The 14,871-nt window shown below is 60.6% G+C and carries 11 protein-coding genes; 9 read left to right on the forward strand and 2 right to left on the reverse strand.

Annotated features, from left to right (window positions below; translation table 11 throughout):
• Positions 1-15 precede the first annotated feature (15 nt).
• The 3 genes from ACP7EG_RS24745 (at position 16) to ACP7EG_RS24755 (ending at position 6,422) form a co-directional block, all read left to right on the forward strand.
• On the forward strand, positions 16-2,769 hold the full coding sequence (locus ACP7EG_RS24745) for a type VI secretion system Vgr family protein (protein ID WP_426089708.1): 2,754 nt from the start codon (positions 16-18) through the stop codon (positions 2,767-2,769).
• A 40-nt stretch (positions 2,770-2,809) separates the two neighbouring features.
• Positions 2,810-5,032 carry a T6SS effector phospholipase Tle3 domain-containing protein gene (locus ACP7EG_RS24750; RefSeq protein WP_426089709.1) on the forward strand — a complete coding sequence of 741 codons (2,223 nt, stop codon included), beginning with the start codon at positions 2,810-2,812 and terminating at the stop codon, positions 5,030-5,032.
• 418 nt (positions 5,033-5,450) lie between these two features.
• Positions 5,451-6,422: a hypothetical protein gene (locus ACP7EG_RS24755; RefSeq protein WP_426089710.1), complete on the forward strand. Its 972-nt coding sequence runs from the start codon at positions 5,451-5,453 to the stop codon at positions 6,420-6,422.
• A gap of 14 nt (positions 6,423-6,436) precedes the next feature.
• Here ACP7EG_RS24755 and ACP7EG_RS24760 read toward each other — a convergent pair whose 3' ends face one another.
• Positions 6,437-6,724 carry a barstar family protein gene (locus ACP7EG_RS24760; protein WP_426089712.1) on the reverse strand — a complete coding sequence of 96 codons (288 nt, stop codon included), beginning with the start codon at positions 6,722-6,724 and terminating at the stop codon, positions 6,437-6,439.
• A complete protein-coding gene (locus ACP7EG_RS24765; protein ID WP_426089713.1) occupies positions 6,721-7,380 on the reverse strand; it encodes a hypothetical protein in 660 nt (219 codons plus the stop codon). Before ACP7EG_RS24765 ends, ACP7EG_RS24760 begins: the two co-directional genes overlap by 4 nt.
• Before the next feature lie 177 nt (positions 7,381-7,557).
• Here ACP7EG_RS24765 and ACP7EG_RS24770 point away from each other — a divergent pair, with 177 nt between their 5' ends.
• The 6 genes from ACP7EG_RS24770 to ACP7EG_RS24795 all read left to right on the forward strand — a co-directional run bounded on the left by ACP7EG_RS24770 (position 7,558) and on the right by ACP7EG_RS24795 (position 14,726).
• Positions 7,558-8,469, forward strand: coding sequence for a patatin-like phospholipase family protein (locus ACP7EG_RS24770; protein ID WP_071077947.1), 912 nt, complete (start codon positions 7,558-7,560; stop codon positions 8,467-8,469).
• A 70-nt stretch (positions 8,470-8,539) separates the two neighbouring features.
• Positions 8,540-8,947, forward strand: coding sequence for a GlcG/HbpS family heme-binding protein (locus ACP7EG_RS24775; protein WP_034786036.1), 408 nt, complete (start codon positions 8,540-8,542; stop codon positions 8,945-8,947).
• 294 nt (positions 8,948-9,241) lie between these two features.
• Positions 9,242-10,420, forward strand: a complete 1,179-nt coding sequence (gene carA, locus ACP7EG_RS24780) for a glutamine-hydrolyzing carbamoyl-phosphate synthase small subunit (RefSeq protein ID WP_071077946.1) — start codon at positions 9,242-9,244, stop codon at positions 10,418-10,420.
• On the forward strand, positions 10,413-13,643 hold the full coding sequence (gene carB / locus ACP7EG_RS24785) for a carbamoyl-phosphate synthase large subunit (protein ID WP_116744059.1): 3,231 nt from the start codon (positions 10,413-10,415) through the stop codon (positions 13,641-13,643). The genes carA and carB overlap by 8 nt, the downstream gene beginning before the upstream one ends.
• A gap of 163 nt (positions 13,644-13,806) precedes the next feature.
• Positions 13,807-14,283, forward strand: a complete 477-nt coding sequence (gene greA, locus ACP7EG_RS24790; protein WP_071077944.1) for a transcription elongation factor GreA — start codon at positions 13,807-13,809, stop codon at positions 14,281-14,283.
• The gene (locus ACP7EG_RS24795) at positions 14,283-14,726 is read left to right on the forward strand and encodes a DUF4149 domain-containing protein (RefSeq protein WP_426089714.1); all 444 of its coding nucleotides are present in this window, start codon (positions 14,283-14,285) and stop codon (positions 14,724-14,726) included. Before greA ends, ACP7EG_RS24795 begins: the two co-directional genes overlap by 1 nt.
• Positions 14,727-14,871 lie beyond the last annotated feature (145 nt).

Here is a 14,871-nt window from a genome sequence, read left to right on the forward strand (position 1 = left end):
CACTGGGGAGATGGAATGGAGAGCGCGGACGAATTCATGCAGTTCATGCTGGCGGCGAAGGAACTGAACGCCCATCACCGGCCATTGCGCCTGCGGCTGGCGTATGCGGACGGAATCAACGACGATGTGCTGTTACCGCAGCAGGTAGATGGGCGCGAAGCCATTTGCGCCGGCCTGGAGTACCGCATACGTTGCGTCTCGCTCGATGCGCAGTTGCCGCTCAAGCAGTTCATCGGTGTTCCTGCCGAGTTGCAGATCGTTACCGACGCAGGGCAGTTGCGCAGCGTGTGCGGCATCGTCGCGCAGGCCTCCGCTGGATTGAGCGATGGCGGCCTCGCCACTTACCAGCTGGTGCTGCACGATGCGCTGACCTTGATGGGAAAACGCCGCAATACGCGTGTGTTCCGCGGCAAGACGGAGCTGGAGATCGTCGAACTGCTGATTGCCGAATGGCGGCTGGGCAATACCATCATCGGCGCCACGTTTGCTTGCGAAATCGATCAGGCCTTGGCCGGGCGTCACTTTCCGGCGCGCGAACTGACCATGCAGCACAATGAATCCGATGCCGCATTCATCCGGCGCCTGCTGCGGCGGCGCGGCATTTCCTGGGTCATCCAGCCTGGCGCCGCACGGCATGGGACATCCGACGCCATGCCGTCGCATGTCTTGTTGCTGTTCGACGACGCCAGCCGCCTGCCGGAGAACGTGGCGCCTGTCATCCGCTACCACCGGGCGGACGCCACCGAAGAGAGCGATACCATCACGGCCTGGGGTGCCGTGCGCACCCTGCAGGCAGGCAGCGTGGGGCGGCATAGCTGGGATTATGCGGCGCCGCGCAACCGCCAGTTCATGCAGACGGATGCGGATGGCATGGCGGACCAGGGTGCCAGCGGCAATTGCCTTGCAGCCAGCCTCGACGACTATTTCGTGGCGACGCCGCACATGGGCAATGACGCAGAAGATTTTCGCCAGCTGGGTTTGCTGGCGATGGCGCGCCATGACGTGGAAACCAAGTGTTTTCATGGCGAGGGCGTCGTGCGTTCACTGTGTGCCGGCCAGCAGTTCAGCCTGGAAGGTCATCCGGAAATCGACCAGCATCGGCCAGATGCCCGGCGTTTCCTTGTCACGGCATTGGAAGTGCATGCCAGTAACAACCTGCCGCGCGCCCTGGATGCGCGCATCGCGCGTCTGTTCGCCGCCAGTGATTGGCTGGCGCAAGGCGCAACCTGGGTGGCAGGCGAGACGGGGCCGGAAACGCCGCGTTATCGCATGCGCTTCAGCTGCGTGCGTTCCAGCGTGGCCTTGGTGCCCGCATTCGATCCACAGCGCGATGTGCCACAGCCGCAGCTGCAAAGCGCCATCGTCGTCGGACCCAGCGGTGAAGAAGTGCATTGCGACGAGCAAGGGCGCATCAAGGTGCGTTTTCCTGCCACCCGCGCTGCCGACCATGCACATGCGCAAGGTTCCGGCGCCTCGGATACGGAGCGCGACACGGCCTGGCTGCGCGTCGTCAGCAACTGGGCTGGCGATGGACAGGGCAGCGCGCACCAGTGCGGCACCTTGGCATTGCCGCGCATCGGCTCGGAAGTGCTGATCGGTTTTTTGGCAGGCGACCCTGACCGGCCGATTGTACTGGGACAATTGTTCAACGCCGTGGCACCGCCGCCTGCACTCAGCAAGCGCGGCGCACTGCCGGGCAACCGCTACCTGGCGGGCCTGCGCAGCCGCGAAGTGCGCGGCCAGGGCGGCAATCAGCTGCGTTTTGACGACACGCCCAGGCAGATCAGTGCCCAGCTGGCCAGCGATCACGCCACCACTGAGCTCAACCTTGGGTTCCTGGTCGAGCCGCGCGCCGGCGGCGCTGGTCAGCAGCGCGGCGACGGATTCGAGTTGCGCAGCGATCACGGCGGCGCGATCCGCAGCGGCAAGGCGCTGCTGTTGTCGGCCTGGCGGCGCCTCGACGCGACAGGCAGCCAGTTATCCGCTGAGGAACATCTGGCGTTGATGCAAGAGTGCCTGGATCTGTTCAAATCGCTGGGCGAATACGCTGGCGCGCACCAGGCGCTGCCGGTTGACGTGGTGCCTGCCGCCGCCTTGAAAGAGGCGGTTGCTGGTGCCGTGGCGCCCGCTGCCAGCCTGACAGCGCCCGCCGGGCTGGCGCTGAGCAGCCCGAAGACCATCGTCAGCTACGCCGGCGTGAATGTCGACACGGTGGCGCAGCAGCATGTGCATGTGATCGCGGGCCAGCGCTGCAGCATGCAGGCCGGCGCTGGCGTTTCCGTGTTTGCCCACAAGGGCGGCATCACCCAGATCGCGCACCATGGGAAATTTCTCATGCAGAGCCAGTTTGACGAGATGCAGCTGAACGCCGCCAAGGCCCTGAAATTAACGGCCAATACCCGCATGATCGGCATGGCGCAGGATGAAATCACGTTCATGACGGCCGGTGGCGCCTATCTGAAACTGGCGGGCGGCAACGTGGAACTGGGTGGGCCGGGTGCGCTGACCATCAAGACCGACGGCCATCACTGGAATGGCCCGGCCAGCAGCAAGGCTGAACTGCCGAGCTTTGACGAGGGCGACCTGGGTCGCATGCCGCAGGTGCTTTCCGGCCTCGACGACAGTCCCGTCAGCGGCGTCAAAATCGTCGTGGATCGCGAGGATGGCTCGCAGCAAGTGGTCGATGCCGACAGCGAAGGCAAGGGCGCCGCCATCGTGGGCGACAGCCTGGAAAAACTCAAGGTGCGTATTTTCAGGCCGCGCGACTGAGCGTGGATATTGCGTTGTCCATCATTCACGGGAGTCAGGCATGAGCGTACACAGGCCCAAGGCGGGCTCCTTGCCCTTCGATGAAAGCAAATACCTGCAGATAGGCGAAAAAAACGGCTTGCTGCGCTTCGACCATGACACGCTGCCGATTACCACGCGCTTGCCCTTGCCGGGCATCATGATTTTCGTGCATGGCGTCAATTCCGATGGCGAGTGGTATGACGAGGCGGAAACAGGTTTGTGCGCGGGATTGAATGCACGTTTGCACCGGCGCCAGCATGATCCTGATCGCGGCGCGCAAGAGGGCATCGCCATGACGCCGGCCCGCTATCTGAAGCAGCTGACGCGCGACGGTTTCATCAATCCCCTAATGAAACCCAGAACCTTCATGGAAGGCGATGGCTATTCGCCCGTGATCCGCTTTCGCTGGGGTTATGCGGCCAATGACGAGGAGTTGCAGACGTATGGCGACGGCATATTCCTGAACGAACAGAATTACTGGGGTGGCGGACCGTTCGCCAACGGTTGTAGTTCGCTGCCGGACCTGTGGGGCGAAGGCTTGTCGGACCAGTTGTTTTTGTGGATGCAGATTCAGCACATGAATCCGACCAATGACAGACAGGTGTACGCCTGCCCGCCACGCCCGTATTTCGTGTTGGCCGCCTACCGCCTGGCGCGGTTGATCGAGGCCATCCGGAAAAAGCAGGCCGACGTGCCGATCACCATCGTGTGTCATAGCCAGGGCAATATGGTCAGCATGGCAGCGGCCTTCCTGGGTGAACGCCTGCCCAAGGTGGCGGACTCCCAAGGCAGGCTGTGGCCTTGCATTGCCGATAATTACGTGCTGTGCAATCCACCGTACAGCGTGGTGGAAAACAATATGGCGGAGAACTGGACGTCGTCGAATCTGAAGGCGGCCGACGGTAGCACGGGTCGCCAGACGGCCGCGGCGCGCATCGACACACTGGCCGCCTTTTTCGCCCTCATCGGCGAGCGGCGCGCCGCACAATGGCCAGCCGGGAAAATCGACCAGGCCATGAGCAGTGCGCACCACCCGTTCAAGGCGCAGCACGATATTGACAGTTATGGCCTGCGGGGCGCGACCGTGGGACGCGTGACCCTGTATTGCAATCCGCACGACCAGGTGATTTCCTCCTTGACGGTGCAAGGCATGGGCTGGCGCGGCCTGGCCGGCCCCGTGCTGGACAAGGGTGGCCTGCCAAAGAAAGACCGCCAGGGCAAGCTCGATCCGGGTGAAATCGCCAGAGCGGGCGGGAAGGGAATATTTACCCAGCGCGTGTTTGCCGAAGGTTTTCCTGTCGGCGTAAAAGGCGCGTACGACTACTGGGGCGATCATCGTCCTGCCATCGACTTTGGCAGCGACCATTTCTGGAATCCGCCTTCCATGATTTCCACGTATAGCGTGGCCAAGGGCCTGGAAGCGCAAGAGAACTGGCTGTTCCAGATACTCACCGTGGCGTTTGCGCCCATCGCCATTGTGGCCACCACCTTGATGCGCAAGCGTATCAATGCCTCGCCCGACAAGTACTGGAAAATCCCGCTGGAAGCGCCCGACCTGCCAGAGACCTTCTTCCCGCAGGCGAAGTTATTTGGCGCTATCTGCCCCAGCTTTGACATGGGACTGCATCCGCATGGCTGGGATCGCAACAAGGATGCCGCCCATCCGCAGGGCGACCCGTTCCATGGCGAGCGCGAGCTGGAGATACCGCGTGGCGGCCTGCATGGCGAAAAACAGCGCACCGATGCCGCGCGCGGCAACGAGGAGAGCGAAGCGGCACTGCAATACGAATACCACGCCTCCCTGCGCATGATGGCCAAGCGCGAAGGCAAGGTCGAGAAAGGCAAACACGTCACGGAAGAAGACCATCCCGAGACGGCGAGCGCGCAATACACAGCATGGCGCCAGCGGAAAATCCAGGCCGGCCTGGCCGGCAACGTGGGGACCTATGCCACCGATCACTCCACCATCCTGACCAACAGCGAGCATTCCAGAAAGGCGCTGGCGTATGACGTGGCCGTGGGCTGCTGCCATCTGTTGGAAACGGATTTGCGGGAGTTGAGGACGATGGCGGATTGGCGGTTTCTTGAGGGTTTTTTAGGTAATAACGAAATGAAAATGCTGCACAAATATTTTGCAAAAGGGATTTTTAAAGGTTTGTCAGCGTTAGCCTGGAGTGAAAGTTCTTCAGAAGGTTCGATGCCAGATAAAATAAAAAACTCACGAGAAAATAGCGCATCCTGAAATTTCATAAGAAATATTTAAATAAGGGATAGTAACCATGGCTAAAAATTTTATAGCTACTTCCATGGCGGCAATTATGGCAACGATGGGGCTATCGTCATGTATCGTCAAATCAGAATTAATTGTCGGAAAAAACAAGATTGACACTATGAATATCGGAATGCCATTTACTGCGCAAGTAGTGGGTGTGCAATGGTTAAATCCACTCCAACGTCAAGATTATCCTACTGAGTGGCAGCTGCTATGGACCCTTGGGAAAGTAAGACCTAATAAAAAAGATGACATGGTGGAACTATATCCGAAAGAATTTTCCGATGTCAGGTTTGTTTCGGATATCGCGCAATCAGAAAAAAGTAAAAGTGATTTTAGTGATTTTCATAGTCAGTACGTATTGGGGTTTATATTGAGATTTCATGGAATGTATTTTTCAAATCCCACCTATTTTTACAATGCCCATGACGTAAAAAACAAAATAGGCTGGAACGAACTGGCAGGCATCCATGTTGAATATGCGGTGCCGGCAGAGCGGCTTGATCCCATCCAGGCTGGCGATGTCCTGCGCGAGGAGATCATCGATACCTTTTCCATCGGCAACCCGAACTTCCCCAACTCCTGGACCAAGTCCACCCCGCCCGACGTGCGCGTGACGGCCGGCGGCGCGAATGCAGGCTTTGTGTCTCTGGCGGCTGCCCTCGATTACTTACAGGCGCATCCCGCTGAAACGGTGTGGGTGATGAGCTGGGATGCGCCCAGCTTTCCGAAAGATGAGCAGATCAATGAAAACATGGTCTTGCTGGTCCTGGCCGGTCCCCATTACAAGACGGAGCGCGATGCGCTGGCGTGGATAGGCTATCCGGCCACGCAGCAGGTCAGTGCATTTACGGCGCAGAAGGGCTTGCCGCCGCCCACGGTGCAGGCCTGGCAGGCGACGCTGGCGCAAGCGGCCGCGAATGGGCGCAAGAGTGAGGTAGATATCGGCTATGTGATTCACGATGCGAACAACACCCGGCCGGCGTCGCCTGACCGTATCGCCTACCTGGCGCAAACCTTGACGACTGAATTGCCGGCCTTCGATTTTCTCAAGCAAACCTTCAACACCCCGGCGCTACTGGGCGAAATGGGCGCCGCCACGGCCTTGACGAATGTGGCGCTGGGCATCGCGCAGGCGAATCACTTTGGCCAGAACGTGCTGGTGGCGGGCACCAGCGATGCCGGCCAGACGACCGGCGTGCTGATCTTGCCGCCGGCCAAGGTGCGCCCGATCGACCCCGTGAAACCGTGGTTCCGCGCGCGTGGCGGCGGCAATGCCTATCTGATGTGGTGGGGCATCCGGCATGCTTGGGCCACCCTGGATGCGGGACAGTTCAATGAACAGGGGTATTCGAAGTAGACAATGTCGCAGGCTCAGGTATAGCGCACTTGCGCTGCCTGGGCCGGCATGTCCTGCGCCATCCGCGCCAGGATGTTCTGCAGCATGGCCGCATCGGCGGGCAGGCGTGCCGCGAAGGCTGGCCAACCGCGCAGTTCCAGCTGTTGCGGCATGTCCACCAGGCCCGTGATGGCATCCCAGAAGGCATCCCAGTTCATGCCATACATGGAAGGAAAGGCCAGCGCGGCTGCCAGGCTGGCATGCAACTGGCGCGCGGTGTTGATATCGCTCAAGTCGATGGTCACCAGAGCTGGCCTGTTCACAGTATGCCCTTGAGCAAGTTCTGCAGGTTTTCGCGCATGCCGTCTACCACGGTCGCGTGCTGCTCCAGAATGGCGGGCGCATGCTTGAACGGCGCCGGATCGAGGTACAGACGCGGCAAGTCGGCCACGGCAACGCCGCGTGGGCCGCCGCGCAGGATGTCGTCCGCATGAATGTTGATCGAGTTGACGGCCGCCTGGATGCGTGGGGTGGCGGACGCGGCCAGGCAAGCGGCCAGCGCGGCATCGAGGCCGGCGCGCGCGGGCGCTTGCGGCAGCACGGGTGCGGCGATCTGTTCCAGCGGCGACATGTTGACGGCGGGTTTTCGGTAGGCGTACAGGGTATCGAGCGCCATCAGCCGGTGCGGGCCGCCGCGCTGCAGCCAGTCAAGGATGCGCGGCCAGGGCGTGCCCAGCAGGGCCGCCGCCACGCCCCATGCTCCTGCCACGGGCGAGCCGATATTCGCGTCGATCCAGGCGATGGCGGCCGGATTGCCCGTGTAGGCCAGCAAAATGGCGTTCGATGAGCGCAGCGCGGGCGCCTGCGTGGCCAGCACGGAAGTCAGCCAGGCGAGGGCGCCGTCGCCGGGGTGGCTGACCAGTTGCTGTGAAAAAGGGGCGCTCAGGGCGCGGCTGTCGGCAAATTGATGTTCTGACATAGTGGGAGCAAGTAAGAAGCCAGGTGCCAGTCTAGCAGCCGTGTGGTGGCAGAGTGCGGTGCACACGAACCTTGTCACCATAAACATTTAAGACTGTCTTCAGTGCCAGCGGCCCCGCTTGCGCTACAATCGGCTCTCCTTTGTTGCCACTGCCGCGCGCGGTTCTCACTCTCCACCATGTTCCCTAAACGCCTGACCCTGCTTGCCCTGGCCGCCTTTGCGCTGGCCGGCTGCGATACCACCGCCCCGAAACCCATACAAGTATTGACGCCACCGGAACCCATCGTCGTCACGCCGCGCAAGATCAAGATCGGCCTGGCGCTGGGCGGTGGCGCGGCGCGCGGCTTCGCGCACATTGGCGTGATCAAGGCGCTCGAATCGCAGGGTATCCACGCCGACATCGTCACCGGCACCAGCGCCGGCAGCGTGGTGGGCGCCCTGTATGCGGCAGGCAACTCCGGCTTCGCCCTGCAAAAGATGGCCTTCGACATGGACGAGGCGGCCATTTCCGACTGGGCCTTGCCCCTGTTCGGCAAGTCGTCCGGCGTGCTCAAGGGCGAGGCGCTGCAAAGCTATGTCAACAAGGCTGTCGGCGGCGTGCCGCTGGAAAAGCTGAAGATTCCGTTTGGCGTGGTGGCGACCGATTTGAAAAATGGCCAGCCGATCCTGTTCCAGCGTGGCAACACCGGCATGGCGGTGCGCGCCTCGTCGGCCGTGCCCGGCGTGTTCCAGCCCGTGACGATCGCCGGCCACACCTATGTCGATGGCGGCCTCGTCGCTCCCGTGCCCGTGCGCTTTGCGCGCGACATGGGCGCCGATTTCATCATTGCCGTGAATATCTCGTCACAAACGGATACGCAAAAGGCCATCAGCTCGATGGAAGTGCTGATGCAGACCTTCGCCATCATGGGCCAGCGCATCAACCAGTTCGAACTGAAGGATGCGGACGTGGTGATCCAGCCCAGCCTGGGCACCATGAAGGGCAACGATTTCAACAGCCGCAACCAGGCCATCCTGGCGGGCGAGCAGGCGACGTTTGCCGTCATGGCGCAGCTCAAGCAAAAGCTGAAAGCCAAACGCGAGCAGTAAGCGATCAGTAATCGATCGCGCCGCTGCGCATTTCGTATACAATTTTGATTCAACATAACAAGGATGCACCATGCAATCGAAACCGATTTTGACCCTGGACGACGTAAAGAAAATCGCTGCCGCCGCCGAAGCGGAAGCGGTCAAGAATAACTGGGCGGTCACGATCGCCATCGTCGACGATGGCGGCCACCTGCTGTGGCTGCAGCGCATGGATGGCGTGGCGCCGATCTCGTCGCACATCGCCCCATCGAAAGCCAAGACGGCCGCCCTGGGCCGCCGCGAATCGCGCATCTATGAAGAGATGATCAATGGCGGCCGCGTATCGTTCCTGAGCGCGCCGGAAATCGACGGCTTGCTCGAAGGCGGCGTGCCCATCGTGTTTGATGGTCACTACGTGGGCGCCGTCGGCGTCTCGGGCGTGAAGTCCGCCGAAGATGCGCAAATCGCCAAAGCAGGTATTGCTGCTTTGACGGCCTAAGTAGTCGCCGCAGTTGCAGAAGCAGCCGCCCCGCGCAAGCCGGGCGGCTTTTTTCATGGGGCGCAGGATTTATGCTGCTGCGCAAAAAATGCCGGGCCTTCTGTATTTTCTTCCTTGTGGAAAAGCTTCCTTTTGGTTATAATTCAAAGGTTTAGCCAATCACACATATACCGTAGCGACTACCCATCCCCTCATTCAAAATGACCGTTGAAACACCCTGAGTGCATCTGGCTCGGGTATCTAGGCGGTCGGTCTGACGTGGCGCAGCTACGGTAACTTTATCAGGAGTTGCCCTTGCCGCCATTTTTTTCTGGCCCTGCCGTTCCAGCCATATTAGCGCTTGCTGATGGAACGATCTTTAAAGGTTTTTCGATCGGTGCCGCCGGTCATACCACGGGCGAGGTTGTTTTCAACACCTCGATGACCGGGTATCAGGAAATCCTTACCGACCCAAGCTATTGCCGCCAGATGGTCACCCTGACCTATCCGCATATCGGCAATACGGGCGTCAATCCGGAAGACGTCGAGTCTTCCAAGGTTCACGCCGCTGGCCTCATCATCCGCGATCTGCCATTGCTGGCATCCAATTTCCGTTCCACGCTCTCCCTGTCCGACTACCTGAAAGCTGAAAATATCGTCGCCATCGCCGGCATCGATACACGCAAGCTCACGCGCATCCTGCGTGAAAAAGGTGCGCAGGGCGGTGCCATCCTGGTCGGCACGCAAGGCAATGAGCCATCCGCCGCGCAAGCGCTGGAACTGGCCCGCTCCTTCCCCGGCCTGGCCGGCATGGACCTGGCCAAGGTGGTATCAAGCAAGGCCGCCTACGAGTACCGCGAAACGGAATGGACCTTGGGCGAAGGCTACGGCCAACTGGCTGACGCGGACGCGAAATACCACGTGGTCGCCTTCGACTACGGCGTCAAGCGCAACATCCTGCGCATGCTGACGGCGCGCGGCTGCAAGGTCACCGTGCTGCCGGCGCAAGCCACCGCAGCCGATGCCCTGGCGCTGAACCCGGACGGCATTTTCCTGTCGAACGGTCCCGGCGACCCGGAGCCGTGCGACTACGCGATTGCGGCAACCAAGGAGCTGATCGAGAAGGGTATCCCGACCTTCGGCATCTGCCTCGGTCACCAGATCATGGCGATCGCTTCCGGCGCGAAGACCCTGAAGATGAAGTTCGGCCACCACGGCGCGAACCACCCGGTGCAAGACCTGGAAACGAAACAGGTCTTGATTACCTCGCAAAACCACGGTTTCGCAGTCGACGCGGCAACTCTGCCCGCGAATTGCCGCGTGACCCATGAATCGCTGTTCGACGGCTCCCTGCAGGGCTTTGCCCGCACGGACAAGCCGGCCTTCTGCTTCCAGGGCCACCCTGAAGCGTCGCCGGGCCCGATGGATGTTGCTTACCTGTTTGACCGCTTCATCAACTTGATGGCTGCGGAGGAGAAAAAGAAAAATGCCTAAACGTTTAGATATCAAAAGTATTCTGATTATTGGCGCTGGCCCGATCGTGATCGGCCAGGCCTGCGAATTCGATTATTCCGGCGCGCAAGCGTGCAAGGCGCTGCGCGAAGAGGGCTACAAAGTCATCCTGGTCAACAGCAATCCTGCGACCATCATGACGGACCCGGAAATGGCCGACGTCACCTACATCGAACCGATCACCTGGTCGGTCGTTGAACGCATCATCGCCAAGGAGCGTCCTGACGCCATCCTGCCGACGATGGGCGGCCAGACGGCGCTGAACTGCGCGCTGGACCTGTTCAACAACGGCGTGCTGGCGAAATATAACGTCGAGCTGATCGGCGCATCGCCGGAAGCCATCGACAAGGCGGAAGACCGTTCCAAGTTCAAGGACGCGATGACCAAGATCGGCCTCGGTTCGGCCCGCTCCGGCGTGGCGCACTCGATGGAAGAATCGTGGGCCGTGCAGCGCACCTTGGGTTTCCCGACCATCATCCGTCCATCGTTCACCATGGGCGGTTCCGGCGGCGGCATCGCCTACAACGAAGAAGAATTCGAAACCATCTGCAAGCGCGGCCTGGAAGCCTCGCCGACGAAAGAGTTGCTGATCGAAGAATCGTTGCTGGGCTGGAAAGAGTACGAGATGGAAGTGGTACGCGACAAGGCGGACAACTGCATCATCATCTGCTCGATCGAAAACCTCGACCCGATGGGCGTGCACACGGGTGACTCGATTACCGTTGCGCCGGCGCAAACCCTGACGGACAAGGAATACCAGATCATGCGCAATGCCAGTCTGGCAGTGCTGCGCGAGATCGGCGTCGACACCGGTGGCTCGAACGTGCAATTCTCGATCAACCCTGTCGATGGCCGCATGATCGTCATCGAGATGAACCCGCGCGTATCGCGTTCGTCGGCCCTGGCATCGAAAGCCACGGGTTTCCCGATTGCAAAGATCGCCGCCAAGCTGGCCGTCGGTTACACCCTGGACGAGCTGCGCAATGAAATCACGGGCGGCGCCACGCCGGCCTCGTTCGAACCGTCGATCGATTACGTCGTCACGAAGATTCCCCGTTTCACGTTCGAGAAGTTCCCGACCGCCGACCACCACCTGACGACGCAGATGAAATCCGTCGGCGAAGTGATGGCGATCGGCCGTACGTTCCAGGAATCGTTCCAGAAAGCCTTGCGCGGCCTGGAAGTGGGCGTGGACGGCATGAACGAAAAGACCAAGGACCGCGAAAAGATCGAAGAAGAACTGGGCGAGCCTGGTCCTGAGCGCATCTGGTACGTGGGCGATGCGTTTGCCCAAGGTTTTACTTTGGAAGAAGTGCACAATCTCACCAAGATCGACCCATGGTTCCTGATCCAGATCAAGGAAATCGTCGACCTGGAACTGTGGCTGGATACGCAGAAGCTGGACAACCTGGACAAGAACACCCTGTACAAGTTGAAACAGAAGGGTTTCTCGGACCGCCGCCTGGGCTTTTTGCTGCAGACGACCGACACGGCCGTGCGCCTGCAGCGTCATGCGCTGAACATCCGTCCCGTCTACAAGCGCGTCGACACGTGCGCGGCGGAATTTTCGACCGACACGGCGTACATGTATTCCACGTACGACGAAGAGTGCGAATCGAATCCGACCGACAAGAAAAAGATCATGGTGCTGGGCGGTGGCCCGAACCGTATCGGCCAGGGTATCGAATTTGACTATTGCTGCGTCCACGCGGCCCTCGCCATGCGCGAAGACGGCTACGAAACCATCATGGTCAATTGCAACCCAGAAACAGTATCGACTGACTACGATACCTCGGACCGTTTGTACTTCGAGTCCCTGACCCTGGAAGACGTGCTGGAAATCGTCGCCATCGAAAAACCGGTGGGCGTGATCGTGCAGTACGGCGGCCAGACACCATTAAAACTGGCGCTGGACCTGGAAGCGAATGGCGTGCCGATCATCGGCACCTCGCCCGACATGATCGATGCGGCCGAAGACCGCGAGCGTTTCCAGCAACTGCTGCACAAGCTGGAACTGCGCCAGCCGCCTAACCGCACCGCGCGCACGGAAGCCGACGCTTTGGCGCTGGCGCAGGAAATCGGCTACCCGCTGGTCGTGCGTCCATCGTACGTGCTGGGCGGCCGCGCCATGGAAATCGTCCATGAGCAACGCGACCTCGAGCGCTACATGCGCGAAGCTGTCAAGGTCTCGCACGATTCGCCAGTGCTGCTGGACCGCTTCCTGAACGACGCCATCGAGTGCGACGTCGATTGCATCTCCGACGGCGAAACGACGTTTATCGGCGGCGTGATGGAACACATCGAACAGGCTGGCGTCCACTCGGGCGACTCGGCTTGCTCCTTGCCACCATACTCGCTGTCGCAAGAAACCATCGATGAACTGAAACGCCAGACGGCGCTGATGGCCAAGGGTTTGAACGTGGTCGGCCTGATGAACGTGCAGTTCGCCATCCAGAAACAGGAAATCGACGGCGAAATGAAAGACGTCGTCTTCGTGCTGGAAGTCAATCCGCGCGCTTCGCGCACCGTGCCTTTCGTGTCGAAAGCCACCGGTCTGCAACTGGCGAAGATCGCCGCGCGCTGCATGGTCGGCCAGTCGCTGGCCTCGCAAGGCATCACGCAGGAAGTCGTGCCGCCTTACTTCAGCGTCAAGGAAGCCGTGTTCCCGTTCGTCAAGTTCCCGGGCGTGGACACCATCCTGGGCCCTGAAATGAAATCGACGGGCGAAGTCATGGGCGTGGGCCTGACGTTCGGCGAAGCGTTTGTGAAATCGCAACTGGGCGCTGGCGTGAACCTGCCAAAATCGGGCAAGGTCTTCATCAGCGTGAAAGCGTCGGACAAGCCACGCGCCGTGCAAGTGGCGCGCGACCTGGTCGAGTCGGGCTTCACCGTGGTCGCCACCAAGGGCACCGCCGCCGTGATCGCTGCTGCCGGCATCGCCGTCACGCCAGTGAACAAGGTGATCGAAGGCCGTCCGCACATCGTCGACATGATCAAGAACCATGAAATCGTGTTGGTGATTAACACCGTGGAAGAAAAACGCAGCGCCATCGTCGATTCGCGGGCCATCCGCACCTCGGCCCTGGCGTCGCGCGTGACGACCTACACCACCATCGCGGGCGCGGAAGCGGCCGTCGAAGGCATCCGCCATCTGGATGAGTTGCGTGTGTACGATTTGCAAGGTCTGCACAAGACCTTGAACTAAGTGCGTTTGCAGTGGCCGCCGTTAGGCGGTACACTGCATGCTTATCAACCACAGAGTTCCGTGCAGAGCAGCGCGCGGCCTCTGTGGTTTTCACTTGGTAAGTCCGTTAACCGTGGTAAAACACTGACAACGGCACCGATAACCAGCAGATAGTAGAGATAACATGACCTCAGTCCCATTGACCAAATACGGCGCAGAACTTCTGAAGGAAGAACTGCATCATTTGAAGACCAAGGAACGCCGCATCGTCATCGATGCGATCGCCGAAGCGCGCTCGCACGGAGATTTGTCGGAAAACGCCGAATACGATGCCGCCAAGGAACGCCAGGCCTTCGTCGAAGGCCGCATCGCCGAGCTCGAAGGCAAGCTGGGCGCAGCGCAAATCATCGACCCGACCGCGCTCGACGCGGAAGGCCGCGTGGTGTTTGCCTCGACCGTGAACCTGGAAGACCTGGAATCGGGCCAGAAAGTCACGTACCAGATCGTCGGCCTCGATGAAGCCGACCTGAAAAAGAACAAAGTCTCCGTGACGTCCCCGATCGCGCGCGCGCTGATCGGCAAGTACGCCGGCGACGTGGTGGAAGTGCAGGCGCCGTCCGGCCCGCGCGAATACGAAATCCTGGAAGTACAGTACATCTGATGCTCGCCCGCCTGCGCTTCCTCGTTGCCACCCTGTGGGCCGGCAGCCTGTGGACCATCGGCTTCATCGTGGCGCCCACCTTGTTTGCTACCCTGAGCGACCGTGTGCTGGCGGGCAATATCGCCGGCAGCATGTTCCGCGCCGAGGCGTGGCTGTCGATCGCCTGTGCTTTGGTGTTGCTGGCCTTGCTGCAATGGGGTGCTGGCGCCCTGGAGCTCAAGCGCCGCCGTCTCTTGGGGGCGCTGGTGCTGTCGATGCTGGTGTGCGCGTTGCTCAGTCATTTCGGCATTTCGCCGCTGATGGCCGAGCTCAAGGCGCAAGCCCCGTCGGGCATCATGGACGAGGCCATGCGCAGCCGCTTCGGCATGCTGCATGGCGTGTCGACCCTGATCTTTGCCGTGCAGAGCTTGCTGGCGGGCATATTGATCTGGAAACAGCAGTAATCGCTGCCGTGCTTGTCGGATTACGCGCTGCGCGCTAGTCCGACCTACATGGCAACACGTAGGTCGGATTAGCGAGGCCCGAGGCCACGCGTAATCCGACGCCGCAGCAGCAACAAAAAAAGCGGAGCAGGGGATATCCCGTGCT

This window comes from Janthinobacterium sp. PSPC1-1 (assembly GCF_049897625.1).
Taxonomy (GTDB): Bacteria; Pseudomonadota; Gammaproteobacteria; order Burkholderiales; family Burkholderiaceae_D; genus Janthinobacterium; species Janthinobacterium tructae.